Raw genomic sequence first — 24,281 nt, 5'->3', positions numbered from 1 at the left:
CCTCTCGCCGTCGTCAGTCAGTGAAGATCGACTTCTTCTGGTTCTCGATGCTCGTCAGCAGGCCGCCAATGTCCTTCGGGTTCTTGATGAACTGCTGCAACGCCGGAATGATCACGGTGGAGGCGAAGTCCGGCCGGGTGTCCCGGTCGAGGAACTGGGCGATCTCCGTGGCGGAGCCGACCAGTTCGGCGGCCTTCTTCTGCAGGGCGGTGTAGCCGCTGGTGTCCGCGCCGGTGTTGGCGACCAGGGTGCTCGGGTCGTTCTTCACCGTGATGTTCGCGGCGTCCTTCGAGCCGACGTACTCCAGCAGCTTCTTCGCGTTCGCCGCGGACTTCGGCTTGCGGGCCATCATGTAGCCGTCGATCGGCGCGTCCAGGGCCTTCGCCCCGATGGTGGAGTCGATTTCCGGGAAGGTGAAGAAGTCCAGGTCGTTCTGCTCGTCGTTGCTGAACTGCTGGGCGACGAAGAGGCCGAGCAGGTACATGCCGCTCTTCTTCTGCTGCAACGACTGGGCGGCCTCCTGCCAGGTCCGGCCGAGGGCGTCCGGCTGGTGCAGCGGCAGCAGCCCCGCCCAGGTGTCGAAGACCTTCTTCACCTTGTCGGAGGTCCACGCCTCCTTGCCGGCCATCAGGTCGACGTGGAACTGGTAGCCGTTGATCCGCAGGTTGAGGATGTCGAAGGTGCCCATCGCCGGCCAGCCGTCCTTGTCGGCGAAGGCGATCGGTGCGAGGCCGTCCTTCTTCATCTGGGCGCCGAGGGTGTTCAGCTCGTCGAGGGTCTTCGGGACCTGGTAGCCGTGCTGCTGCCAGACCGACTTGCGGTAGAAGACCGCCCACGGGTAGTACGACGACGGCACGAAGTACTGCTTGCCGTCGTCGCCGGTGGATGCCTTCTTGAAGGCGTCCGAGTAGCCGGAGAGCTTGCCCCAGACGTCGCTGACGTCACCGGCCAGGCCCTTGGCGGCGAAGAACCGCATCCGGTAGCCGGCGAACCACATGAACACGTCGTCCGGCTTGCCCTGCAGGTAGTTGTTGATGTTTTCCTGGAACGTGTTGTGGTCGACGGTGTTGACCGCGACCTGGACGCCGGACGAGCTCTGGAAGCCAGCCATCACCTTGGCGATGACGTCCTTCGGCTTCGGGTCCGACTGGTTCGAGCCGACCGAGACCGTCTTGGAGTCCGAGCCGGAGTTGGAGTCGGAGCCGCCGCACCCGGCGAGCAGTCCCGTGCCGAGCAGCGCGCCGGTGCCGGCCGCGCCGGCGAGCAGCGAGCGGCGGTTCAGGCCGGCGATGGACGGGGGTACGAGCCGGGCGAGGTACTCGGCTTGTGAGCGGGGACGGGACATTGTGCCTCCTGCGTGGAAGAGGTGCGCTGCGCCCAAGGGCCGTGAGTGGTGGCGGGGATCGACGTTCGCGCGGGCAGGGATAGATCCACCGTGAATCCACATGTCCGAACACAAACAGCCGGTGGCTCGTCAAGCTACCCCTCCATACGGCGCTGTCAAGAGGGTCGAAGGGCACTGATAATCCAGTCGTGATACGGCTGAGACAAGGTAAACGTTGGAATTCAGTCGATGTTTGAAAGTGTTGACTTGGGTGCTGTCGAGGTGCACGCTCTGCTGTCATGCGGAGCTGGCACGGCGAAGGCATCTGGTACGGGGCGGACTACAACCCGGAGCAGTGGCCCGAGCAGACCTGGGTGGAGGACGTCGCGCTGATGCGCCGGGCCGGGGTCAACCTGGTCTCGGTCGGCATCTTCTCCTGGGCCCTTTTGGAGCCCGCCCCCGGAACGTTCGACTTCGGCTGGCTGGACCGGGCCCTCGACGTGCTGCACGACGGGGGAGTCCGCGTCGACCTGGCCACCGCCACGGCCAGCCCGCCGCCGTGGCTGGCCCACCGGCACCCGGAGACGCTGCCCCGCCGCGCCGACGGCGCGATCCTGTGGCCGGGCGGCCGGCAGGCGTACTGCCCCAGCTCGCCGGTCTTCCGCGAGCGGTCGCTCGCCCTGGTCGAGGCGGTCGCCGGCCGGTACGCCGACCACCCGGCAGTGGTGATGTGGCACGTCTCCAACGAACTGGGCTGCCACAACGTGCACTGCTACTGCGACGTCAGCGCCGAGGCGTTCCGCCGCTGGCTGCGTGACCGGTACGGCGACCTGGCCACGCTCAACGACGCCTGGGGCACCGCCTTCTGGAGCCAGCGCTACCACGACTGGGCCGAGGTCAACCCGCCGCGCAGCGCGCCGACCTTCGCCAATCCCACCCAGCAGCTGGACTTCCTGCGTTTCTCCTCCGACGAACAGCGGGCCCAGCTCCGCGCCGAGCGGGAGCTGCTCACCCGGCTGGCCCCCCAGCCGGTCACCACGAACTTCATGATCGGCACCGGCATCAAGTACCTGGACTACCACTCCTGGGCGTCCGATGTGGACGTGGTCGCCAACGACCACTACCTGACCGCCGCCGACCCGCAGCCGCAGGTCAACCTGGCGCTCGCCGCCGACCACACCCGCGGTGTGGCCGGCGGTGACCCGTGGCTGCTGATGGAACACTCCACCAGCGCGGTCAACTGGCAGCCGCGCAACGTCGCCAAGGCCCCCGGCCAGTTGCGCCGCAACAGCCTCGCGCACGTGGCGCGCGGCGCCGACGGGGTGCTGTTCTTCCAGTGGCGGGCCTCCCGGGCCGGCGCCGAGAAGTTCCACTCCGCGCTGGTCCCGCACGCCGGCCCGGAGACCAAGGTGTTCCGCGAGGTCTGCCGGCTCGGCGCCGACCTCAAGGCCCTCGCCGAGGTACGCGACAGCCGCGTCGACGCCGACGTGGCGATCCTCTTCGACTACGAGGCGTGGTGGGGCGCGGAACTCGACTCGCACCCCAGCGTCGACGTCACCTACGGCGACCGCCTCGCCGCCCTGCACGGCGCGCTCTGGCGGGCCGGGGTCACCGCCGACGTGGTGCACCCGTCCACCGACCTGTCCCGCTACCGGCTGGTCCTCGTGCCCACCCTCTACCTGGTCCGCGACGCCGACGCCGAGGCCCTGCACCGGTACGTCGAGGCGGGCGGCACCGCGCTGGTCACCTACTTCAGCGGCATCGTCGACGAGCACGACCACATCCGGCTCGGCGGCTACCCCGGCGCGTTCCGGGAGCTGCTCGGCATCCGCACCGAGGAGTTCTTCCCGCTGCGGGAGGGGGACCGGGTCCGCCTCGACGACGGCGCCACCGCCGACGTGTGGACCGAGTGGCTCCACCCGGAGGGGGCGGAGGTGCTCGCGTCGTACGCCGACGGGCCGCTGCCCGGCGTGGCCGCGCTCACCCGGCACGCCGTCGGCGCGGGCGCCGCCTGGTACGTCGGCACCCGGCTCGACGAGGCAGCCACCGACCGGCTCGTGGCCCGGCTGCTCACCGAGGCCGGCGCCCGCCCGCCGGTCGCCGCCCCGCCCGGCGTCGAGGTGGTCCGCCGCCGCGCCGCCGACCGGAGCTGGCTCTTCGTCATCAACCACACCGACACCGACGCCCGGCTGCCCGTCACCGGGACCGAGCTGCTCGGCGGCGGCCGCTGCGACGGCGAGCTGGTCGTCCCGGCCGGCGATGTGGCGGTGGTCCGCGAGGTGTCGGAGCGCGCCGAGCAGCAGGCACAGCGCGGCGATCGGGTGTTGGACCGGACGGCCGAGGCTGCCTGATCCCGCGTACCATACCCGCGCCGGAAGGAGGAGTGATGAGTTGTCATTTCCCTTGCGCACCTATTTCGCTCGTTTGTTGTGGTAGGCATCCATCGGGTCGGTGGGTTTCGCGGGGTCGGGAAGTACTGGCCGGGGTTCCCGAGCGGGTGAGCGGCTCGGTGAGCACGATGCGTCGGTGGGAGGCAGAGAGCCGGATTAAGGCTCGCTGTCTGCTGCGGGGCAGCGGTATTTGGACGACTCCGACGCGGGCACGGTGCTGCAAGCCGGGTTTCGATGTCGGGCGGTGGAAGGTCGTGCCTTGGTCTTGTCACCGGGCCAGTAACCCCGCCCGGCCTCGCAGGTCGCGTTTAAACCGCAGTTTGTCTGGCTCGCGGCCTCGCCCTGGACGAGTGGGCCGCGGCGAGATCGGCGGTGGGAGCAACTTGCGCTGCGAGAGGTTTCTGGCGTTGATGGACCCGGGTGTTCGGGGGGAGGTCGCGATGCTCGTGGTGGGCACAGGGATCGGCTGGCCCGGTTCGGCTTCGATTTCCTGCGGGCACGTGGCGGTGCGCGGCGGCTGTGAGATCGTCGTCGCCAAGGAGGAACTCGACGGGGCGGGCCTGACCGTGGAGGGCGACCGGTGAAGGTCACCCGGATCGCCTACTCGACGGCCCTGAACCCGGGTAAGTACGCGGCCTTGCGGGAGCAGGCCCGCCGGTTGGGTCGGGTTCGCGGCGAGGTGTGGCAGCGTTCCGGGTCGATCGCCGGTGTCGGGTCCGGGCTGAAGGACCGGCAGGTGCGGGACCGGTGGTTGGCCGACGGCACGCACGTGCGGTTCGGTGTGCTGGCGAATGCGTGGAAGGAGACCGTCCGCGACGCCATGGCCGACATCGCGGCGAACTTGGCGTCGGCGAAGGTCGAGGTGCGTCGGGCGGTCGGCCGGCGCGCCGGCGATCCGGCCGAGCGCAGGCGGATGCTGACCGCGTTGAAGGCCGACCGGTGGGCCGGCGACATCTTCCTAGCTCGGCGGATGCGCAAGCACTGGAAGCGTGGCAGGAACCGCACGCACGATCAGATCGTGGTGCGCGCCGACCAGCACAACATCGTCACCGACGGGCGCGGCCGGTTGTGGCTGGCGGTTCCTGGTCTCGAACGGCGCAGGATGGTCAGGATCCCGCTGTCCACGACCGTCGCCCCGACTGGCACGCTGCGGCTGATCCTGCGCGGTGGCCGGGTCGAGGTGCACTACCAGATCGACGCATCGCAGATGCGGTCGTCGCTGCGGCCGTGCGGCGACCGGACGATCGGCGTCGACAAGGGCTACACCGAGGCCCTGACCGACTCCGACAGCGAGCGCCACGGCGTTCGGCTCGGCGGGCTGCTGAACAGCGAGTCGGACCGGTTGAAGGAACGCAACCGGCGCCGGGCGAAGCTGCGCTCGATAGCGAACAGCGCCGCTGGTCGTGGTGACCACGCGAAGGCGCGCCGGATCAAGGCCAACAACCTCGGCACCGTCAAGCGGGACCGACAGGCCGCCCGCCACCGCGCACAGGTGCGCACGGAGATCTTCACCGCCGTGCACCGGGTCGTCGACAAGGCGGCCAGCGTGGTCGCCGAAGACCTCACCAAACGCTTCGCCGGGCGCAAAATGCTCGGCAAGAACGTGAATCGGCGTCTGGCCGCGTGGACCAGAGGGGTCACCGCCGAGGCGCTGGCGAACGTGTCGGAGCGCAGAGGTTCTGCGCTCGTGCACGTCAACGCCGCCTACACCTCACAAGCTTGTCACCGTTGCGGCGGCCTCGGCCGACGCAACGGGGACCGGCTTCACTGCACCCGGTGCGGGGTGGTGTGGCAGGCCGACGTGAACGCCGCGATCAACGTCCTGCAGCGAGCAGGCGACCCCGACATCGCCCTGCACACCCCGCACCACAAGGTGAAGCAGATCCTGCAGGACAGGACCGATCGCCACCGGGCCAGACTGCCGGTCCAGGACTCCAGCCCGGCCCTCGCCGAGCGGAGAGCGAATCATCCGAACCGCTCAGCGATGAGCAACTAGTAGGAAGCAGGCCCCATGCTCGCCCAGCAACGGCAGAGCGCCATCCTGGAGCTGATCCGGCAGCGCGGCGGCGTGCGGGTCAGCCACCTGGTCAGCCGCTTCGGGGTGTCGGACATGACGATCCGGCGGGACCTGGAAGTGCTCGCCGAACGCGGGCTGGTCGACAAGGTCCACGGTGGCGCGACTCTGGCCGGCCCCGGGTCGGCCGAGGAGCCCGGTTTCGCGGCGAAGTCGGTCCGGCAGCAGGCCGAGAAACGGGCCATCGCCGAACGGGCCGCCGGCTTGGTCGAGCCGGGAATGGCCATCGCGCTCTCCGCCGGCACCACCACCGCAGCGCTCGCCGCCCGGCTGGCCGACGTCCGTGGCCTCACCGTGGTCACCAACTCGATCCCGGTCGCCGACGCGCTCCACCAGAACCCCCGGGCCGACCAGACCGTCGTGCTCACCGGTGGCATCCGTACGCCGTCGGACGCGCTGACCGGGCCGGTGGCCGAGGCGGCGATCGCCGCCCTCAACGTCGATCTGCTCTTCCTCGGCGTGCACGGGATGAGCCCGCGGACCGGGTTCACCACCCCCAATCTGCTGGAGGCGGCGGTCAACCGGCGGCTGATCAGCTCTGCCCGCCGCCTCGTGGTGCTCGCCGACCACACGAAGTGGGAGACGATCGGCATCGCCACGATCGCCCCGCTGGACGACGCGGACGTGCTGATCAGCGACGGGCGGCTGCCGCCGGAGGGGCGCCGGCAGATCGGCGAGCAGGTCGGCGAGTTGATCATCGTCGATGCCGATTGACGCGCCGATCCACGCCGGACCCCGGGCGGGGGGCGCACCCTCGTTCACAGGCACTTCCCAGCGGCCTGGGTTAGGGTGCCCTGAGCAAGTGTCCGACGTTCCATGGTGGAGCGCCGTCCCGCGGGAGTGACCGATGGTCTTCAAGAAGATGTTGAGCGCGTTCGGCGTGGGCGGCCCCAGTGTCGACACGGTGCTCGCCAACCCGAACACCCGACCCGGGCTCACCCTCGACGGGCACGTCAACCTCGTCGGCGGTGATGCGCCGGCCAGGATCGAGCAGATCACCGTCGGCCTGGTCACCCGGGTCGAGATCGAGGGCGGGGACTCCGAGTACGCCGGCATCATGGAGTTCCACCGGATGGCGGTGAGCGGGCCGCTGGAACTGGCCCCGAAGCAGCAGCTCGCCATCCCGTTCCAGCTACCGGTGCCGTGGGAGACCCCGGTCACCGACGTGTACGGCCAACGCCTGCACGGCATGACGATGGGGCTGCGTACCGAGCTGGCGGTGGCCCGCGCGGTGGACAAGAGCGACCTGGACCAGGTGGCGGTGCACCCGCTGCCGATCCACGAGCGGATCCTCGACGCCTTCCAGGCGCTCGGGTTCCGCTTCAAGCACGCCGATCTGGAACGCGGCCACATCCGTGGCGTGCAGCAGACGCTGCCGTTCTACCAGGAGATCGAGTTCTTCGCCGCGCCGCAGTACGCCCGGACGATCAGCGAGGTCGAGCTGACCTTTGTGACCAGCCAGCGGGGCGTCGAGGTGATCCTCGAGTGCGACAAGCGGGGTGGCTTCCTCAGTGCCGGGCACGACGTCGTCGGCCGGTACGCGGTCCCGCACACCGACGCCGACCGGACCGACTGGGTCCAGGTGGTCGACGGCTGGCTGCGCGAGACCACCTCCCGCTACGGCAACCTGCGCGCCCAGGGCTTCGGCGCGGGGCACGGCCACGGCCACGGCCGGGGTCACGGGATGGGCGGCGTGGTGGCGGGCACCGCGCTCGGCGTGGCCGGCGGCCTCGTCGCTGGTGAGCTGATCGGGGACGCCTTCGAGGGCGACTTCGGCGACTTTGGCGGGGACTTCGAGTAGGACGACGCACGACGGTGGCCCGGGGACATCTCCCTGGGCCACCGTCGTTCTCAGGTGTCGCCCACTCACTGCCGGGCGCGACGCTCCGCACCCGAGCGGCGCGCGGTGCCGGCCTTGGCCAGACCACGGCTCAGCAGGTACGCGCCGGTCAGGATCGTGAGGTACCACCACGCCTGGGTCGGGTTGTTGATGTTCAGCCCGTTGGTGGCGGCACCGGGCCAGAACGCGGCGATCACGACGACCGCGACCGCGGCGACGTAGATCCAGAACTCCGTGGTCAGGAACGACTGCTTCGTCTCCGTGCCCGGTGACGGCATCCGCTCCCGACGCCCGTCCTCCATCATCGGCATCGGACGGGTCGGGGTCTCCTGCATCGCCGCGCGCTGGGGCGCCTCCTGCATCGGCCGATTCATGGGCCTGGTGGATGCAGCCTGCGTGCTCATCTGGTCCTCCTCAGGATGCGATGAGTCGTTCTCCGCATTCCCTCGCCCCGCTACCGCGTTTCGGCCACGGCACGGTTCGCGTTCATGGCGGGGGCACCCCCCCGTCTACCCGTTGCCCCGGGGAGGTAACACCGACCGCCGGCCGGATGCCGTCTCCCCAGGGTACCGACGCTGGAGGGTGCGGACGTCCGGTCCGTGGAAGTATGCCGGGTTCTCCCGCAGGTGCCAGTCGGTCGAGGGGCAGCCGGGACGGCGGGCGGGCGAGCGGCGGGAGTCGCCCCGGTGAACCCCGGCGGACGACCCGCGTCCGGGGGTTTGGCCGGCCGGCGGACGGGCACGCAGCAAGATCCGAGAGAGCTGCGAGGTGGTTGACGTGCGTGAGGACGACATCCGGCAGGACGCCGCCCGCCGGGCCGAGGAACGGGTCGCCGGCGGCGTGTACGGCAAGGGCGCGCTCGATGAGGTCACCGTGCCGCAGACCGACGTGCTACGGGTCATCCAGGACGAGGACCCCGACGACCCGGCGCACACCCGGATCGACCCGAACGTGCTCCGGGACGGCGGCCCGACGCGCGGCCAGGGTGCGATCACCACGACCGGCGGTACCGCCGGCCCGGCCAGTGTCCGACGGGTCGCCCGGCAGCCGGAGCGGCATCCGGGCAAGGTGGCCCCGACCACCACCGGGGATGCCACCACCGGCGGGATGAGCACCCCGGCCGGCGGCTCCACCAGCGACAAGTCCGCCAGCGGTAGCCAGGTCGGCAACTTCACGGACGAGGGAGCCGATCCCGGATAGCCGGAGCACGTTCCGAGGTGCCGGTAGTGGCCTCCCGACCGACGGGAGGCCACTACCCGTCCGCGGTGGTGACGGGGCGGTTCCGGTCAGGCGGTGCGGAGGATGCCCAGGCGCTGGGTGGCGCGGGTGAGGGCGACGTAGAGGTCGCTGTGGCCGCGCGGTGACTCCGCCACGATCCGCTCCGGGTCCACCACCAGCACCGAGTCGAACTCCAGCCCCTTGGCCTGCCCGACGGTCAGCACCACCACCCGGTTCTCCAGCTCCGGCTGCTCGCCGACCGCTGCCTCCGGGAGGGCGGCGGTGATCGCGGCGCCGAGCTCGTCCACCCGACCGGTCGGCACGATCACGCCGAGCCGTCCGTCGTCGAGCCCGGCCGCCTCCCGGGTGGTCACCTCGACCAGTTCGGCGGCGAGCCGGTCCGGGTCGACCGTCCGGTCCCACGGCGGCACGCCGCTGGCCCGTACCGAGCGGGGTGGGCGGAGCGCGGGGTCGATCTCGGCGAGCACCTCGGCGGCGACCGCCATGATCTCGGCCGGGGTGCGGTAGCTGACGGTCAGCTCCTCCAGCCGCCAGCGTCGCGACACGTACGGATCGAGGGCCTCCTGCCAGGAGGGGGTGCCGGAGAGGGCTCCGGTCTGCGCCACGTCCCCGACGATCGTCATCGACCGGCTGGGGCAGCGGCGCATCAGCAGCCGCCAGGCCATCGGTGACAGCTCCTGCGCCTCGTCGACGATGACGTGCCCGAACGCCCAGCTCCGGTCGGCGGCGGCCCGCTGCGCGGTGGTCAGCCGCTCGGACTCCTCCTGCCGTTCCAGCAGCCGGTCGGCGTCGATCAGGTCGGTGACGCCGAGGATCTCGCCGCCGTCCGCCTCGTCCTCGACGTCGATGGAGCGGGAGCCCCGAGCGATCTCCAGCACGCCCTCGGCGTACTCCCGTTCCAGTGACCGGATCCGGTCACGGCGGGCCGCAGCGGCGCGCTCGTCCTCGCCCAGCAGTTCGGCCGACTCGTCGAGCAGCGGCACGTCGGCCGGCGTCCAGCCACCCGGCTCCCGGTGCAGCGAGGCCCGCTCCGCCTCGGTGAGCATCGGGGCGGCGGTGGCGATCCGCTCGGGCGAGGCGTACAGGTCGGCGAGCAGCCGCTGCGGGGTGAGCACTGGCCAGAGCTCGTCCAGCGCGGCCTGAACCTCCGGCTCCTCACGCAGCTCGCGGCGGATCTCGGCCAGGTCGGCCTCGGAGAGCAGGTTCTCCCCGCCTAGCGGGTCGGCGCCGATCCGTTCGGCGACCTGGGCGGCGAGCGCGTGCACGATCTCGATGTCGAAGAGCGCCCGGGCCAGGTTGTGCGGGCGGCCGGAGCGGCGGGCCCGGTCCCGGGCCTGAAGGACCGTCTCCGGGGCGAGGGTGAGGAGTTCCCGCTGCGGGAGTTCGATCTCCTGCGGCTCGTCGGGGATCCACTGCCGGTCGCGGACGGCGGCGGCGAGCACCTCGGTCATGGCCGCCCGACCCTTCAGCGCCGCGGTCTCCGCCGGCTCGGTCCGTCGGGCGCTCACGCCGGGGAAGAGGTCCGCCTGGGTACGCAGCAGCACGCCCGTCTCGGCCAGCGCGGGCAGCACCTGGGAGATGTAGCGCAGGAAGGTCGCGTTCGGTCCGACCAGCAGCACGCCGCGGCTGGCGAGCTGCTGCCGGTGGGTGTAGAGCAGGTACGCGGCCCGGTGCAGCGCCACCGCGGTCTTGCCGGTGCCCGGCCCGCCCTGGACGACCAGCACCCCGGGCAGGTCGGCGCGGATGATCCGGTCCTGCTCGGCCTGGATGGTCTCCACGATGTCGCGCATCCGGCCGGTCCGGCCGGCGGTGAGCGCGGCTAGCAGAGACGCCTCGCCGGTCAGCTCCTCGTGCGCGGTGGGCGAGGCGGTGGCGAGGTCGAGGACCTCGTCGTTGAGCCCGGTCACCTTCCGCTGCCGGGTACGCAGGTGCCGCCGCCGGCGTACGCCCTGCGGGTTGGCGGCGGTGGCCAGGTAGAACGCCCGGGCGGCGGGCGCCCGCCAGTCCATCAGCAGCGGGTCGTAGTCGCCGCTGGTGTCGAAGATGCCGATCCGGCCGATGTAGCGGCCGGAGCCGTCGTCGGCGTCGAGGCGGCCGAAGCAGAGCCCGTTCTCCACCGCCGAGTACTGCTCGACCTGGTCGGCGTACATCCGGACGGCGGAGTCGCGCTGGGAGCGGGCCTGCAACGTGCCGCCGGTGGTGCGCAGTTCCTCGGCGAGCCGGCGGGCGGCCTGGTCCCGCATGCCGTCCAGCCGGCCGTACAGCATCGAGACGTACTCCTGCTCGCGACCGATCTCGTCGTCCTGGTGCAGCTCACCGGGGGAGTGCGTTGACAAGCCGGCTCCTCTTGGGCTAAAATCGGCACCGGAATGGCCTACGGGGCCGTTCCTTTTTGTGTTTGAACTGAGAAAGATACCGCGCGGCGGGCCGCCGGACCAAGCCTGCCCGGTCGATCACGCCCACGTCACACCGCCGCGCCGTGCGGCTTCCGTGACGCGTGACGGGTGAGGCTACGATCCGATACCCCGGCTGACGGCACATTCACGAACGTCGCGTGGCTGGCTGCGACAACCTTTGGTACGCCGATCGCCACGTTGAGCATCGTCGACAGGGATCGGGTCTGGTTCGCTGCCACGCACGGGCTCGACGGCGTCGCCGAGGTCGGGGTCGACCCGGGCCTCTGCGCATCCGTCGTCAAGCAGGACGGCCCCTACGTCGTCACCGACGCCGCCGTCGATCCAGCTGTCAGCTCGGCCGGGACACGCCCTGCACCGCCGTCCCGGAGCTGAAGGTCGCCGACGCCTGGGGCGACTCGGCGTGGGGATGCCTCGACCACGTCGACGACGCGATCCTGAACGCCCGCTCGGTTTTCGTCGCCGACGTCAAGCTCGCCGGCCTTTCCGCATACCTCGGCAACCGGCCGGTGCACTGACGCTTCGGTCAGCGGACTGCTGTTGAGGATCGAGGCCGCGGTGCGGGCACGTGGCGCCGGCGTGAGCGGTCGCTCCCGATGCCGCCACGGCCTCGGCGAGGAAGGCGTTCCGGCCTGCGACCAGCCGTCGAAGATAGGGAAGCAGGACCAGCCGGGAGACCGTTCCACCGACAGCCTCCGCAGGGGCGGTGAACTCGATGACGTCGCGCATGACGGTGGCGGAGGCGTTGCGCGGATCGGCGGTGAAGAGATGCTCGTGGTACCAGTGACGGAACGGGCCGCTCACCTGCTCGTCAACGAAACGGTACGGCCTGTCGTAGGCGGTGAGCAGGGCCCGGACGGCATCCCCGTCCGGGCCCCCGATCCGTCGGATCAGCTTCGCGCCGCCTGGTAGAGCCGCTCCGGGGTGACCAGCCCGGCCAGCACCCGGCCGTCGTCGGTGAGCAGCACGCTGAACAGCTTCCCGGACAGCAGCCGGCCGCTGCCCCAGTCACCGCTCACCTTCGGCAGCGAACCCAGCAACCCGGCCACCTGTCCGGCCCCCGGGCTCGCGTTGTCGCCGGCCTTCGCGCCGCCCGCCGGTCCGGGCACGCCGCCGGCCTTCGCGCCGCCGGCCAGGCCGGCCGCGTCGAGCCGCGCGACCAGCACGGTGGTCCAGCCCGTGCCGACGGTACGCACGTCCGTGCCGTCCGGCCGGTGGCCGGTCCTGCCGTCCGTATCGGCCTTCCCGTCCGGCAGGGTCCTGTCGGCCGACTCCTCCTTGACGGTCACCCCCGGCGGCGGGTTGAACCGGAACTGGTCCGCCTCGGGCCGGCTGAAGTCGACCTGGGTGAACGCCACCTCGATGGCCGGCTTGTCGGTGCCGTCGGCGAGCACCTGGAACCGCAGCGGCACGTGCTCCTTCGCGTCGAGGGCGATCCGCACCTGGTGCACCAGTGAGTCGGCGTCGCGCGGGGTCAGCACCAGCTCGTACGCGTCCCGTCCGGCGACCCGGGCGGTGCGGCCGACGGTGACCGCGGTGGTCGGGTCGACCGCGGCGAGCGCCCGGTCGGCGGCCTCGGCCGGCGTGCTCGGCAGGGCCGACGCGGTCCCGTCGCGGCCCGGCAGGGTGCGCTGCGTCGTGGCGTCGCTGTCCGGCAGCTTGCGGTGCGTCGCCGTGTTGGTACGGCTCTCCCAGACCCACAGGTCCCGGCCGTCGCGGATCAGGTCCCGCTCGCCGAGGGTGTCGAGCAGCGCGACCCGCTGCCGCTCCTCGCCGGAGTACCAGACCCGCAGGGTGTGGGTCCCGGTCAGCAGGGTGGTCAGCTCGTTTCCGCCGGCCAGGCCGGCGAGGTTGGCCAGCGCCGGCAGGCCCAGGTCGGCCCGCTGCACCACGGTGCCGGAGAGCCCGTCGAGGCGGGACGTCTGCAGGTCGACGAGCAACTGTGCGGCGGTACGCGGTGGCAGGGCCGGGTCGGCCGTGGCGGCGAACGTGCCGACGGCGGCCCCGCCACCGATCACGGCGACCCCCGCGGTCACCGGGACCAGCCAGCGCAGCACCGCGCGGTTCTTCAGTACGGACATGGTGGACACCTCCTGACCGCCATCCTGCACCCAGGTGGCTGTGAAGGTGCTGAGGAGAACCCCTACGGGTGTCGTCCGGGTGGCACCCTGGAGGCGTGCGGGTGCTGGTGGTGGAGGACGAGTCGCGGCTGGCGGCGGCGTTGCAGCGGGGTCTGCAGGCCGAGGGCTTGGCGGTGGACGTGGCGCCCACCGGCCCGGCAGGGCTGGACGCCGCCCGGCACGGGGACTACGACGCGATGATCCTCGACGTGATGCTGCCCGGCCTCTCCGGGTACGAGGTGGTCCGCCGGCTCCGGGCCGAGGAGCACTGGCTGCCGGTGTTGATGCTGTCGGCCAAGGACGGCGAGTACGACCAGGCCGACGGGCTGGACTGCGGCGCCGACGACTACCTCACCAAGCCCTTCTCGTACGTGGTCCTGCTGGCCCGGCTGCGGGCGCTGATGCGCCGGGGCGCGCCGGAGCGCCCCGCCGTGCTGGCCGTGGGCGACCTGCGGCTGGACCCGGCGCGGCGCCGGGTGACCCGGGCCGACGCCGAGGTCGCCCTGACCACCCGGGAGTACGCCCTGCTTGATTATCTGATGCGCCGCCCCGGCCAGGTGGTCTCCAAGACCGAGCTGCTCGACCACGTCTGGGACGCCAGTCTGGAGACCGCGCCGAACGCCGTCGAGGTCTACGTGGGCTACCTGCGCCGCAAGATCGGCCGGGATCGGCTGGAGACGGTCCGCGGCGCCGGCTACCGGCTCGCCACATGAGCCGCCTCCGCCGGCTGCTGCCCGGCCTCGGCCTGCGGGCGCGGCTGACCGCGATCGGGGTGCTCGGGCTGGCCGTGGGCCTGGCGCTGGGCGGCGCGCTTCTGCTCGGGGCGCTCGGCTGGACCCTCCAGCGCACGGTCGACGCCGAGGCGCTGCGGACGGCGGACGCCGTCGCGCTGCTCGCCGCGGAGGACGCCCTGCCCGATCCGCTGCCGGTCGCCGGCGGCCAGCTCCGGGTGCAGGTGATCGACGCCGAGGGTCGGGTCCGCGCCGCCTCGATCGATGCCGACCGGCTGACCCCGATGCTCCGCCCGGACCAGCTCGAACCGGGGACCCGGCAGCGGCTGGTGGTCGGCGGGCAGCGGCCCGGACTCGCCGGCCCGGTCCGGGTGGTGACCGTGCCGGCCGGCACCCCGGGGGAACCGCTCACCGTGGTGGTCGGCAAGTCGATGGCGGACGTGCGGCACAGCCTGGCCGTGGTCCGCACCCTGTTGCTGGTCGGCTTCCCACTGCTGGTGGCCGGGTTGGCCGTGGTCGCCTGGCGGGTGGTCGGCGCGACGCTGCGCCCGGTGGAGGCGCTACGCAGCGGCGCGGCCGAGATCACCGGGCGGGCCGGGGCGGGCCGGCTGCCCGTACCGGAGGGACGGGACGAGATCCACCGGTTGGCGGTCACCCTCAACGACATGCTGGACCGGCTGGAGTCGGCCCGGGACCGGCAGCGGGCGTTCGTCGCCGACGCCGCGCACGAGCTGCGCAGCCCGCTGACCACCATGCGTACGGAGCTGGAGGTGGCCCGGCGGTTCGCGGACCGGACGGACTGGCCGGCGGTGGCGGAGAGCCTGCTCGCCGACACCGAGCGGCTGGCCCGGCTCGTCGACGACCTGCTGCTGCTGGCCCACTTGGACGAGGCGTCCGGGGCGGGGGGTGGCGGCCCGGCACGCCGGGCGGTCGGTCCGGTGGAGCTGGGCGAGCTGCTCCGCGGGGTCGCCGGCCGGCACCCGTCCCCGCCGGTGGAGCTGACGCCGCCGGCTGCACCACTGTGGACCGAGGGGGACCCGGACGAGCTGCACCGGATCGTCACCAACCTGCTCGACAACGCCGTCCGGCACGCCCGCTCCCGGGTCACCCTGTCCGTCACCGGCCCGCACCCCGCCGCCGGCCCGGTCCGGTCCGCCGGCCCGCTCGCGCCGGCCGACGGGGGGACGCCGGCCGATCCGGGAACGCCGGCCCCCAGGCAGCGCACGGGGGCGGACCGGGGGTCGTACCACCTGGTGACGGTCACCGACGACGGGCTGGGGATCCCGGCGGCCGACCGGGAGCGGGTCTTCGACCGGTTCACCCGGCTGGACGACGCCCGGGCGCGGGACGTCGGCGGGGCAGGCCTGGGGCTGGCCATCGTCCGCGAGCTGGTCCGCCGGGCCGGCGGCACCGTCGAACTCGCCGACGGCGAGGCGCCGGTCGCACCGGGCGCGGCGGTGGCGCGGGTGGCGGCCGGCACGCCCGGGTCCACCTCGACGGAGGCCGGTGCGCCCACGGCGGGGGAGGCGGCGGGGTCGGGCGTCGGGTACGGCGGCGGACCCGGCCTGCGGGTGAGCGTTCGGCTGCCGGCGTTGGTCGAGCCGGACGCAGGTTGAGCGGTCAGCCGCGGCGGGTGCAGACCGGCTGGGCCCGGGCCACCGTGTCGGTGGACCAGACCAGCGCGACGGTGAAGCAGTAGTCGGTGGTGCGGCTGAGGCCGTAGGCGATGTAGCTGTCGGTGCCGGCCGGCAGCTGCTCGAAGGTGTGCTGGCCCTCGCCGGCCCGGCCGCCGGCGATGACCACCGGTCCCTCCGCCCCGGGCGGGTACGTCCAGCGCAGGGCGATGCTGTCACGCCGGTCGGTCAGCCTTACCGCGCCGGGTGGGGTGCCGGGGGAGGCGGGCGGCGCGGCGGGGGGCGTACCGGTGGGCGGGGCGGGTGATCCGCTGGCCGGGCCGCCGGTCGTGGCCGGCGGGGAGGGCGAGGCACCCCTTCCACCGTCCACCCTGGACACAACCGCGATCACCGCGCCGGCGCCGAGCAGCACCACGGCCACGCCGGCCGCGGCCAGCGGCAGCCACCGGTTGGCGCGCGGCTCGGGCGCGGGCGGCCGGGGCACGTGCACCGGCAGGTACCTCGACGACGGCTCCGGCTCGGCGGCCCGGGGGACCCGGCGTACGCCGTCCGGCTCGTCGTCGGCGAGGCCGACCACCGTCGGGGGTAGCGCACTCTCCCCGGCCCGGTACAGGTCGTCGAGGTGTTCCTCCGGCGGCCACCAGTCGTCGTCCCCGGCCGGCTCGCCGAACGGCTCGTCGCGGGCCTCCGGCGGGAGCCGCGGCGTGGGCACGCTCGGGTGCGGGGCCGCCCGGTCCGGCGGGTGGTAGAGCGGCTGCTCGGGCGGCTGCTGCGGCGGTGGTTCGGGGGGACCCTCGTCGGCCGGTGGCACCCGGGCGGCCGGCACCATGGGCGCCGCCCGGGCGGGCGGCTCCGGGTCGGCGCAGGCGTGGTCGGGGTCGGCCGCCGCCCGGGTCAGGGCGGCCACCTGCGCCGCGAGCGGGTCGTCGGCGGCCAGGTGCGCCTGGCAGAGCTCCTCGGCGAGCGTCAGGTGCTCGTGCGAGGCGGCGTCCCGGCCGCAGTCGCGTTCCATCGCGCCGAGCTTGGCCAGCATCTTGATCCCGCTCGGGTGGCCGTCGCCGTACACCTCGCGGAGGAGCTCCCAGGCGTCCTGGAGCCGGTCCCGGGCCACCTCGCACTGGCCCCGGGCGTACTCCACGGTGGCCAGGTCGGCGTGGGCGGCCAGCACCCGCATCGACTCGGGCCCGTCGCGGGCGGTCAGCTCGATGATGACGTCGGAGTAGAGCCGGGCGGCCCGGGCGTCGCTGCCGACCCGGTGCAGCACCGCCGCCAGGGTGGCGGCGGCGGTGATCGTCCGCTCGTCGGCGCGGCCGTACAGCCGGGTGGCCGCCGCGTACGCGAAGGCGGCCCAGCCGCGGGCGGAGTGCGGTTCGCCGAGCGCGACCAGCACCCGCGCCTGGAGTCCGGCGGCGTCGGCCAGCTCGGTGGAGGCGTTGGCGGGGCGGGGGTCGGCGTCGGTCAGCGCGTCGGCGAGTAGTCGCTGGGCACCGGCCAGGTCGCCCGCGGACACCAGGTGGTGCGCCTGGACAGTCAGTTCGCCGAAGCCGGAGGGCACGCCCCATCGTGGCCGCCCGGCGACGGCAAGTACAACCCCCGGAGGTGATCGGATCGGTCAGGAACCGGTCAGGTGGTCGGCCAGGGTCTCGCTGATCCGCCGGAGCTGGTCGACCTGGGCCGGGCTCAACGCGTCCAACAGGTGCCGTCGTACGCCCTCGACGTGGCCGGGCGCGGCGGCGGCCAGGGCGGTGAAGCCGGCGTCGGTGAGGACGGCGACCTGCCCCCGCCGGTCGGTCGGGCACTCCTCGCGGCGGATCCAGCCGGCCGCCTCGAGCCGAGCGGCGGCGTGCGAGAGCCGGCTGCGGGAGGAGCCGGTGGCATCAGCGAGGTCGCTCATCCGCAGCCGCCGGTCCGGGGTCTCGGAGAGCCGGACGAGGATCTCGTAGTAGGCGTGCGGCATTCCCGCGTCGCGTTGCAGCTCGCGGTCGAGGGTGTCCATCAGCGCCCGGGAGGCGGTCAGGAACGCCCGCCAGGTCCGCTGCTCGTCGGGGTCCAGCCACCGGGTCATGACGCCCATCATAGCGCTAGTGGTTGAATGCTCAACTAAACCGCGTTACCGTGGTGGGCATGGGAATCCACCGGCTCAACCACGCCGTCCTCTACGTCAGCAACCTCGAGCGCAGCGTCGCCTTCTACCGCGACGTGCTGGGCTTCCGTCCGGTGGCGATGACCCCGGACGGGTTCCGCGGCGCGGCCTTCCTCCAGGCGGCCGACTCCACCAACGACCACGACCTCGGCCTGTTCGAGATCGGCGCGGCGGCCGGCCGCTCGCAGGCCGGCCGGGCCACCGTCGGCCTCTACCACCTGGCCTGGGAGCTGGACACCCTGGACGAGCTGGCCGCCACCGCCGAGCGGCTCGCCGCCGCCGGCGCCCTGGTCGGCACCTCCGACCACGGCACCACCAAGAGCCTCTACGGGCAGGACCCGGACGGGCTGGAGTTCGAGATCGTCTGGATCATCCCGGCCGACCTGCTCGACGACGACGCCCTCGCCGCCCGCAAGCGGATCGGCCGGCTCGACATCGACAAGGAGCGGCGGCGCTACGGCGGCCAGACCCGCGGTGGGGTGGGGATCTCCCTACCGGCCTGAGCGGCCGTGCGGTAGAACGGCAGGATGTCCACCGACGCGGTCCTGCGCGAGCTGCTCGTCCGGCAACTCGACCACTGGCTCCCGGGAGCGCTGCACCGCTCCCGGCGGGCCACCCTCGCCCTCGCGTACGCCGGTAACGACGCCGGCAGCGCGGATGACGCGCTGCGGGTGGTGGCGGAGTTCGCCGACCGGCTGCGCGGCCGGCGGCTGACCGTGCTGGTGCTCGCCGACGCCGCAGACCTGCCGGCCCAGCTCGGGCCGGTCGAGGCGACCCTGCCCGCGGACGTCGCGGTGCACGTGGTGCCCGGCCACCCGGACCGGCTGCCGGTGGCGCTCAAGGCGGCCGGCGCGGCCGGTGCCCCGCTGCTCACCGTCGTCGACGGCGGCGAGCCCACCCCGGCCCTGCTGGCCGCCGTCACCACCGGGAGACCGGCCGAGCTGCTGCTGATCACCGAACCGGGCCGGTCGCCGAGGCCGGCGCTGACGGCGGCCGGCTTCCCGCTGGTCACCGAGGTCGACCTCGTTCCCGCCGACGGCTCCCCGGCCCGGCTGTTCGCCTACGCGACCGGCTCCGACCGCGGCCTGGAGGCGGTCAAGGACGCGCTCTGGGCGGTCGACGAGTACGCCGGGGTGCGCTACCGCGACCCGGCCGACCCGGCGGGACGGCTGCTGGACATCACCCTCGAGCCCGAGCCCGGCCCGCTGCGCCGCGAGCTGCTGGCCGAGCTGGCCCGCTCCGGCCCACGGACGGTGACCGAGCTGCGCCGCTTCACGTTGACCTCGACGGTCTACCGGGCGGCCGACGCGACCCGGGCGCTGACCTCGCTGCTCACGTCGGGCGCGGTGGCCCGGGACCCGGAGCACGGCCGGCTCGGCGGCGACGTGCTGATCAGCGCTGCTGGGTCAACTGTCTGACCACGATGGAAGCCCCGGTGGCGAGCACGCCGATGCTGAACGCCATCTGCACGCAGACCACCACCCGGGCGATCTGCCCCTGGGCGTGTACGTCGCCGTAGCCGACGGTGGTGAGCGTGGTGAGCGCGAAGTAGAGCGCGTCGACCCGGGTGTCCAGTCCGGCAAACTGGCCGGGTCGGCCGTTCGCCACGACGTAGTCGGCGAGCGCGAACACCAGCAACCCGGTGACCAGGGCGACAACGAGGCGGATCAGCGAGCGGATCTCCGCGCCGCCGGTCGGCGCGGTGAGCTGTCGGCGTACCTGGCCGGTGACCAGCAGCGCGACGGTGAGGACGAGGAGCAGGGTGCCCGCCGCGCGCAGGATCAGCCGCAACCCGTTCGGGTCGGACTCCAACGGCACCAGGAAGAACGCGAGGACCAGCAGCGCGCAGGCGGCCAGCGCCTGCCGCCGATCCCGCCGGTACGACCCGTTCGCCATGCCGCGATTCTCCGCCGCGACCGACCCCGGGTCGGCGGGAACGCCCAACCCGACGTCGTACGTCGAGCGGGGTGCCGGTGATTCACCGGCACCCCGCTCGACCTCGGGACGTCACGCCCGGGTCTTGTCCTGCTTCCAGGACAGCGGCCCCGGCAGGTCCACGCGGTGGGCGCGGGTCTTGGAGTTCCAGGACCAGCGGCCGATCTTGATGCTCCAGGAGGAGAAGCCGTGCTCGGTGAAGTTCAGCACCAGCGGGCCGTACTTCTTACGCTTGCGGAACTGAATGCCCATCACGGGCTCCTCTCGTCTTTCATCCCTGCCGGGTCGGTATCGAACATGCCCGGAACGGCGGGTCGCGAAACCCGGTCGGATCCGCACTGGACGGTGGCCCCGCACGCCCGTCAAATCTCTATCCAACGGGTAGGTGTTAAGGAGTGGTAAATGCTGGTGGAGGCGGGCTGTAACAGAGCAGGCGACGCGCATCTCACTGTGTGGAAGGGCGTTGACCGGGCCGGAGAACGGCCGGCACCCCGGAGCAGATCGCCGACCAGATCGAGCTCTGGTTCACCCAGGGCGCCGCCGACGGCTTCAACGTCATGCCACCGCTGCTGCCCTACGGATTGGAGGCCTTCGTGGACCACGTGGTGCCACTGCTGCGCGAACGCGGCCTGTTCCGGCACGAGCACACCGGTCGTACGCTGCGCGAGCACTACGGGCTGCCCCGCCCGACCAGCACGTACGCCGCCCGTGCGCTGGTGACGGAGTGACCACCGTGGACCGGCCGGGGGCCGGTGCCGTCGAGCTGCGACCGGTCGACCGCGACCTGTTCCGCACCCTGCTGCGCCGGCAGGCGTCCACGGTCGCCGTGGTCACCGCGCCCGGCCTGGTCGCGAACCGGCACCTGCCGGCGCTGCCGCCGGCCGGGTTCACCGCCACCTCGTTCACCTCGGTGTCGCTGGACCCGCCGCCCGGTGACCACACCATCGTGCTCGGTGAACCCCTCGCCCTCGGCACGGGGGAGGGCGGCGACCCCCTCGTCCACCACCGCGGCGACCACACCACTACGTTCGGCACGTGGCCCTCGCCGTGGTGACCACCCCACCGGCGGAGAAGCTGCTCGCCCTCGACCGGGCCCCCCCAGGACCTGCTGTTCCGGGCGGCACCGGGTGCTGCTGCTGATGAACATCGGCCGGCCGGCCGAGGGCGCCTGGCGGTGGCGGCTGCCCGGCTGGACTACCCCGAGGTGGTCCGGACGCTGTGACGGCGGTCGGCGGTCGGCGGCTGGCGGCCGGCGGCCGGCGGAGTGTCGGTGCGATCCCTACGAAGCTGATGTCGTGGATGAATCACCGGGGTTGGCGGTCAGCGGGGCTCCCAGGCGTCGGGGCGGGCGATCAGCTTGCGGACGTGCCCGGGGAGCTTCCCGCTGGCCATCTCGGCCAGGCTCACCTCGTCAACGACCTGGCGGACGGCGGCGCGGACCGCCACCCAGAGGCGGGGCAGGTTCTCCGCCGCGCCCGCGTAGTGGGTCTCCTCGGGGCGGAGCCCGCGCACGCCGGCCAGTGGGCCGTCGACCGCGCGGAGGATCTGCCCGATGGTGACGTCGCGGGGTGGGCGGGCCAGAGTGTAGCCGCCCTCGGCGCCGCGCTGGGCGCGGACGACGCCGGCCCGGCGCAGGTCGGCCAGGACGGCCTCGAGGAACTTACGGGGCATGTCCTGCTCGGCGGCGATGGCCTGGGTGGACAGCAGGGCGGGGTACGCGGTGGCCAGGCTCAGGGCCGCCCGGACCGCGTAGTCGCCGCGCGCGGAAATCTGCACCCTGTCATCATGCCCGGCCGTTGGGCACCGGTGCGTCGGCGGGCGGGCGCGGGCGCACCATCCGGACCGGTAGGGGCTGTTCCCGGGCGGCTCGGAAGGCCCCCGGGCTGACCCCGATCTCCCGGGTGAAGAAGCGGCCGAAGTTGGTCGGCTCGGGGAAGCCGAGCCGGCGGCCGATCCGGGCGATTGGGTCGTCGGTGGCGGCGAGCAGCCGGCTGGCCTGCAACGCCACCCGCTCGTCGATCACCTGCTTGGCGCTGCGGCCGGTCACCGCCAGGCAGGCCCGGGTGAGCGTCCGCACCGAGCAGCCGAGCTGTGCGGCGTAGTCCTCGACCCGGCGGGTGTGCTGGTAGCCGCGTTCGACCTCCCGGCAGAGCCGGTGGAAGGTCTCCGCCTCGGGGCGCAGCGCGGTCCGCTCCTCGGCGCCGCCGAACAGGGTCAGCCGCAGCAGCAGCACGGCTAGCTGGTGCCGGAGCAGGGCCCGGGCGGCGGGTGCACCCCGGTGCCGGTCCGCATCCACCGTCAGCTGCGTGACCTCGCCGATCACCGCGTCCTCGTCCTCGCCGGCGAGCTGCCGGTACGCCGGCGCCGCGTCCGGGTCCACGTCCAGGCCGCGCAGCGTCGCCGCGCCCCAGCGCACCACCGTCGCGTCCAGGTGGGCGCCCACACAGCGCAGCACCTGACCGGGGCGGGCCCGCAGCAGGGTGCCGGGCCGGCAGGGCAGCGCGCGGAAGTCCAGTTCCGCGCTGCCGTGTCCGCCGGTGACCAGGATCAGCAGGTCCGCGTCGAGGAGCACGGGGCGGCGCCAGCCGGGCTCGGGCGTCAGGTCGCCGAGCGCGCCGGTGGTGATGCCGTCGGCGTCCCCCTCGGCGGGGGACAGGTCTGTACGGGTGGCCGGGGAGAGCTGACCGGGAGTGACCATCGTCCTGACGTTAACCGCCCCCTGCCCAGCGTGCATCTCGAGGCCGGCGGCGAGCGCGGGCTTGTCGGTGCAGTCACGCGCCGACTAGGTTACCGATCGGTAGCGCCTGGGTCGGCGGACCACTCCGCGGCCCCGCCGATTCGCGATGGGATGGGCATGACGGATCTGTTCTCGGTCGAAGGCAAGACGGTCCTGGTCACCGGCGGCTCGCGGGGGATCGGGCTGATGATCGCCCGGGGCTTCGTACAGGCCGGCGCGAAGGTCATCATCTCCTCGCGGAAGGCCGAGGTCTGCGAGCGGGTGGCCAAGGAACTCTCCGCCCAGGGGCACTGCGAGGCGATCCCCGCCGACCTGAGCCACGACAAGGGCGCGCAGGGGCTGGCCACCGCGGTGCGGGAGCGCACCGACCGGCTCGACGTGCTGGTCAACAACGCCGGCGCGACCTGGGGCGCGCCGCTGGAGGAGTACCCGGAGAGCGCGTTCGACAAGCTCTGGGCGGTCAACGTCAAGGCCGTCTTCCGGCTCACCACCGCGCTGCTGCCGGCGCTGCGCTCGGCAGCCAGCGCCGACGACCCGGCCCGCGTGATCAACATCGGGTCGATCGACGGGCTCCGGGTGCCGTTCATGGAGGTGTACGCCTACTCGGCCACCAAGGCGGCCGTGCACATGCTCACCCGCAGCCTCGCCCACCAGCTCGCCGGCGAGCGGATCACGGTCAACGCGATCGCGCCCGGGCCGTTCGAGAGCAAGATGATGTCCTTCGCGCTGGACGACCCTGCGTCCCGGTCGGCGATCGAGCAGCAGGTGCCGCTCGGCCGGATCGGGCGTCCCGAGGACATGGCGGGCACCGCGATCTACCTGTCGTCCCCGGCCGGGGCGTACCTGACCGGCGCGGTGATCCCCGTCGACGGCGGGATCACCACGCACGGCTGAGTCGGGCACGCCCACGGCGTACCCGATCGGTGGTAGCCGGAGCCGCGCGGACTCGGCAGATCCGCGCGGCCCCGGGGTTGCGTCGTCAGCGGCCGGCGAGCAGCCGGTTCACCGCCGTGTCGACGTCCAGGTGCTCGGCCTCGCGGCCTCGCGGGACGACGACGTAGGTCCGGCGCAGGAAGCGCACGAGCACGCTGCGCGGGACCTCGAAGAGGGCGTTGCCGTCCGGGGACGACAGCGCGAGCGCGACGAAGTCGCCGCGCGGGGTGGCCCACGGCCAGACTCGGACGTCGCCGATGCCGGCCGGCTCGTCGAGCCCGGTGACCAGCAGTTCGCGGGCGAACGACCAGCTCACCGCCTCGCCGCCGGCGGATTCGGCGTGGAACAGGACATGGACCGCATACGGGTCAGCAGGGTCGTAACGCAGACTGGCACGCACCGGCAATGCGGTGGCGTCAGGCGCGACGAGCCTTAGCGACGTCTCGACCTCTACGGTCGTCGGTCGGATGACACTCATGGACGTTCTCCCCCCGGCACCGCTGCGGAACGCGCGTGTCCCGCTTTTCCCATACTCAGGTGCTACTCCTGGCTACGCTCCGCCATACGCTGACTTCACCCAGTGGTGGGAAGGCGGTCGCAAAGCCTCCGAGAATGTGAAAATTCTTGTAGGATTTGCCGATTCGCCCAGACCGTGGTGCCGCCCGGCATCGGGTGGTTCAGTCGTCGACTTACTCCGGTAACGTCCAGTCCTCTGCAGGGGTGACGGTCCGGGGCGACACTGGGGGTGGAAATGGTCGCGAAGGGTT

General features: G+C 72.8%; 26 protein-coding genes. 14 read left to right on the top strand and 12 right to left on the bottom strand.

The genetic code is table 11. The features are described 5' to 3' along the window. Positions 1 to 13: 13 nt before the first annotated feature. Complete coding sequence (locus SLP03_RS13235) at positions 14 to 1,345, bottom strand: ABC transporter substrate-binding protein (protein ID WP_319460869.1); 1,332 nt, start codon at positions 1,343 to 1,345, stop codon at positions 14 to 16. A 278-nt stretch (positions 1,346 to 1,623) separates the two neighbouring features. Here SLP03_RS13235 and SLP03_RS13230 point away from each other — a divergent pair, with 278 nt between their 5' ends. The 5 genes from SLP03_RS13230 to SLP03_RS13210 all read left to right on the top strand — a co-directional run bounded on the left by SLP03_RS13230 (position 1,624) and on the right by SLP03_RS13210 (position 7,589). Next, entirely contained in the window at positions 1,624 to 3,675 is a 2,052-nt protein-coding gene (locus SLP03_RS13230) for a beta-galactosidase (protein WP_319460868.1), read from the top strand. A gap of 479 nt (positions 3,676 to 4,154) precedes the next feature. Continuing rightward, the gene (locus SLP03_RS13225) at positions 4,155 to 4,298 is read left to right on the top strand and encodes a hypothetical protein (RefSeq protein ID WP_319460867.1); all 144 of its coding nucleotides are present in this window, start codon (positions 4,155 to 4,157) and stop codon (positions 4,296 to 4,298) included. Next, positions 4,295 to 5,710: a transposase gene (locus tag SLP03_RS13220; protein ID WP_319460866.1), complete on the top strand. Its 1,416-nt coding sequence runs from the start codon at positions 4,295 to 4,297 to the stop codon at positions 5,708 to 5,710. The genes SLP03_RS13225 and SLP03_RS13220 overlap by 4 nt, the downstream gene beginning before the upstream one ends. A gap of 15 nt (positions 5,711 to 5,725) precedes the next feature. Beyond that, positions 5,726 to 6,502, top strand: coding sequence for a DeoR/GlpR family DNA-binding transcription regulator (locus SLP03_RS13215; RefSeq protein WP_319460865.1), 777 nt, complete (start codon positions 5,726 to 5,728; stop codon positions 6,500 to 6,502). Between the two features lie 133 nt (positions 6,503 to 6,635). Then, positions 6,636 to 7,589, top strand: a complete 954-nt coding sequence (locus SLP03_RS13210) for a sporulation protein (RefSeq protein ID WP_319460864.1) — start codon at positions 6,636 to 6,638, stop codon at positions 7,587 to 7,589. 65 nt (positions 7,590 to 7,654) lie between these two features. Here the strand turns inward: SLP03_RS13210 and SLP03_RS13205 are convergent, their stop codons facing one another. Continuing rightward, positions 7,655 to 7,990 carry a hypothetical protein gene (locus SLP03_RS13205; RefSeq protein WP_319460863.1) on the bottom strand — a complete coding sequence of 112 codons (336 nt, stop codon included), beginning with the start codon at positions 7,988 to 7,990 and terminating at the stop codon, positions 7,655 to 7,657. Between the two features lie 415 nt (positions 7,991 to 8,405). On the opposite strand from SLP03_RS13205, the gene SLP03_RS13200 reads away from it, so the two are divergent. After that, positions 8,406 to 8,828 (top strand): hypothetical protein, encoded by a 423-nt coding sequence (locus SLP03_RS13200; RefSeq protein WP_319460862.1) that lies wholly within the window; start codon positions 8,406 to 8,408, stop codon positions 8,826 to 8,828. Between the two features lie 86 nt (positions 8,829 to 8,914). On the opposite strand, the gene SLP03_RS13195 is transcribed toward SLP03_RS13200, so the two are convergent. Then, on the bottom strand, positions 8,915 to 11,134 hold the full coding sequence (locus SLP03_RS13195; protein ID WP_319460911.1) for a HelD family protein: 2,220 nt from the start codon (positions 11,132 to 11,134) through the stop codon (positions 8,915 to 8,917). Between the two features lie 237 nt (positions 11,135 to 11,371). On the opposite strand from SLP03_RS13195, the gene SLP03_RS13190 reads away from it, so the two are divergent. Continuing rightward, positions 11,372 to 11,656, top strand: coding sequence for a hypothetical protein (locus SLP03_RS13190; protein ID WP_319460861.1), 285 nt, complete (start codon positions 11,372 to 11,374; stop codon positions 11,654 to 11,656). A 93-nt stretch (positions 11,657 to 11,749) separates the two neighbouring features. Here the strand turns inward: SLP03_RS13190 and SLP03_RS13185 are convergent, their stop codons facing one another. Further along, positions 11,750 to 12,085: a hypothetical protein gene (locus SLP03_RS13185; RefSeq protein WP_319460860.1), complete on the bottom strand. Its 336-nt coding sequence runs from the start codon at positions 12,083 to 12,085 to the stop codon at positions 11,750 to 11,752. Positions 12,086 to 12,171: 86 nt separating this feature from the next. Then, positions 12,172 to 13,362, bottom strand: a complete 1,191-nt coding sequence (locus SLP03_RS13180) for a LolA family protein (protein ID WP_319460859.1) — start codon at positions 13,360 to 13,362, stop codon at positions 12,172 to 12,174. A 95-nt stretch (positions 13,363 to 13,457) separates the two neighbouring features. On the opposite strand from SLP03_RS13180, the gene SLP03_RS13175 reads away from it, so the two are divergent. Further along, entirely contained in the window at positions 13,458 to 14,114 is a 657-nt protein-coding gene (locus SLP03_RS13175; protein ID WP_319460858.1) for a response regulator transcription factor, read from the top strand. Next, positions 14,111 to 15,748, top strand: a complete 1,638-nt coding sequence (locus SLP03_RS13170; protein ID WP_413644519.1) for a sensor histidine kinase — start codon at positions 14,111 to 14,113, stop codon at positions 15,746 to 15,748. Before SLP03_RS13175 ends, SLP03_RS13170 begins: the two co-directional genes overlap by 4 nt. Positions 15,749 to 15,752: 4 nt before the next feature. Here the strand turns inward: SLP03_RS13170 and SLP03_RS13165 are convergent, their stop codons facing one another. Next, the gene (locus tag SLP03_RS13165) at positions 15,753 to 17,321 is read right to left on the bottom strand and encodes a tetratricopeptide repeat protein (protein ID WP_319460857.1); all 1,569 of its coding nucleotides are present in this window, start codon (positions 17,319 to 17,321) and stop codon (positions 15,753 to 15,755) included. Between the two features lie 57 nt (positions 17,322 to 17,378). After that, positions 17,379 to 17,840: a MarR family winged helix-turn-helix transcriptional regulator gene (locus SLP03_RS13160; protein ID WP_319460910.1), complete on the bottom strand. Its 462-nt coding sequence runs from the start codon at positions 17,838 to 17,840 to the stop codon at positions 17,379 to 17,381. Between the two features lie 50 nt (positions 17,841 to 17,890). Between SLP03_RS13160 and SLP03_RS13155 the strand changes: the two genes are divergently transcribed. Then, positions 17,891 to 18,412, top strand: a complete 522-nt coding sequence (locus SLP03_RS13155) for a VOC family protein (RefSeq protein WP_319460856.1) — start codon at positions 17,891 to 17,893, stop codon at positions 18,410 to 18,412. Positions 18,413 to 18,436: 24 nt separating this feature from the next. Continuing rightward, complete coding sequence (locus SLP03_RS13150; RefSeq protein WP_319460855.1) at positions 18,437 to 19,327, top strand: hypothetical protein; 891 nt, start codon at positions 18,437 to 18,439, stop codon at positions 19,325 to 19,327. On the opposite strand, the gene SLP03_RS13145 is transcribed toward SLP03_RS13150, so the two are convergent. Then, entirely contained in the window at positions 19,302 to 19,805 is a 504-nt protein-coding gene (locus SLP03_RS13145; RefSeq protein WP_319460854.1) for a potassium channel family protein, read from the bottom strand. The genes SLP03_RS13150 and SLP03_RS13145 overlap by 26 nt on opposite strands. Positions 19,806 to 19,916: 111 nt before the next feature. Beyond that, positions 19,917 to 20,096, bottom strand: coding sequence for a DUF4236 domain-containing protein (locus SLP03_RS13140; RefSeq protein WP_319460853.1), 180 nt, complete (start codon positions 20,094 to 20,096; stop codon positions 19,917 to 19,919). A gap of 305 nt (positions 20,097 to 20,401) precedes the next feature. Between SLP03_RS13140 and SLP03_RS13135 the strand changes: the two genes are divergently transcribed. Both SLP03_RS13135 and SLP03_RS13130 read left to right on the top strand, forming a co-directional pair. After that, entirely contained in the window at positions 20,402 to 20,572 is a 171-nt protein-coding gene (locus SLP03_RS13135) for a hypothetical protein (RefSeq protein WP_319460852.1), read from the top strand. Then, the gene (locus SLP03_RS13130; protein ID WP_319460851.1) at positions 20,569 to 20,898 is read left to right on the top strand and encodes a flavin reductase family protein; all 330 of its coding nucleotides are present in this window, start codon (positions 20,569 to 20,571) and stop codon (positions 20,896 to 20,898) included. The genes SLP03_RS13135 and SLP03_RS13130 overlap by 4 nt, the downstream gene beginning before the upstream one ends. A gap of 266 nt (positions 20,899 to 21,164) precedes the next feature. Here the strand turns inward: SLP03_RS13130 and SLP03_RS13125 are convergent, their stop codons facing one another. Together SLP03_RS13125 and SLP03_RS13120 are read right to left on the bottom strand one after the other, a co-directional pair. Next, positions 21,165 to 21,620 carry an Rrf2 family transcriptional regulator gene (locus SLP03_RS13125; protein ID WP_319460850.1) on the bottom strand — a complete coding sequence of 152 codons (456 nt, stop codon included), beginning with the start codon at positions 21,618 to 21,620 and terminating at the stop codon, positions 21,165 to 21,167. 7 nt (positions 21,621 to 21,627) lie between these two features. Beyond that, positions 21,628 to 22,542: an AraC family transcriptional regulator gene (locus SLP03_RS13120; protein WP_319460849.1), complete on the bottom strand. Its 915-nt coding sequence runs from the start codon at positions 22,540 to 22,542 to the stop codon at positions 21,628 to 21,630. A 156-nt stretch (positions 22,543 to 22,698) separates the two neighbouring features. Here SLP03_RS13120 and SLP03_RS13115 point away from each other — a divergent pair, with 156 nt between their 5' ends. Further along, complete coding sequence (locus SLP03_RS13115; RefSeq protein ID WP_319460848.1) at positions 22,699 to 23,475, top strand: RhlG family 3-oxoacyl-ACP reductase; 777 nt, start codon at positions 22,699 to 22,701, stop codon at positions 23,473 to 23,475. A gap of 85 nt (positions 23,476 to 23,560) precedes the next feature. Here the strand turns inward: SLP03_RS13115 and SLP03_RS13110 are convergent, their stop codons facing one another. Beyond that, positions 23,561 to 23,992: an SsgA family sporulation/cell division regulator gene (locus SLP03_RS13110; RefSeq protein ID WP_007457244.1), complete on the bottom strand. Its 432-nt coding sequence runs from the start codon at positions 23,990 to 23,992 to the stop codon at positions 23,561 to 23,563. Positions 23,993 to 24,281 lie beyond the last annotated feature (289 nt).

It is taken from the genome of Micromonospora sp. RTP1Z1 (assembly GCF_033804685.1).
In the GTDB taxonomy this organism is placed as follows: domain Bacteria; phylum Actinomycetota; class Actinomycetes; order Mycobacteriales; family Micromonosporaceae; genus Micromonospora.
The sequence above is the reverse complement of the archived record's forward strand: the minus strand, read 5'-3'. Positions and strand labels throughout refer to the sequence as shown.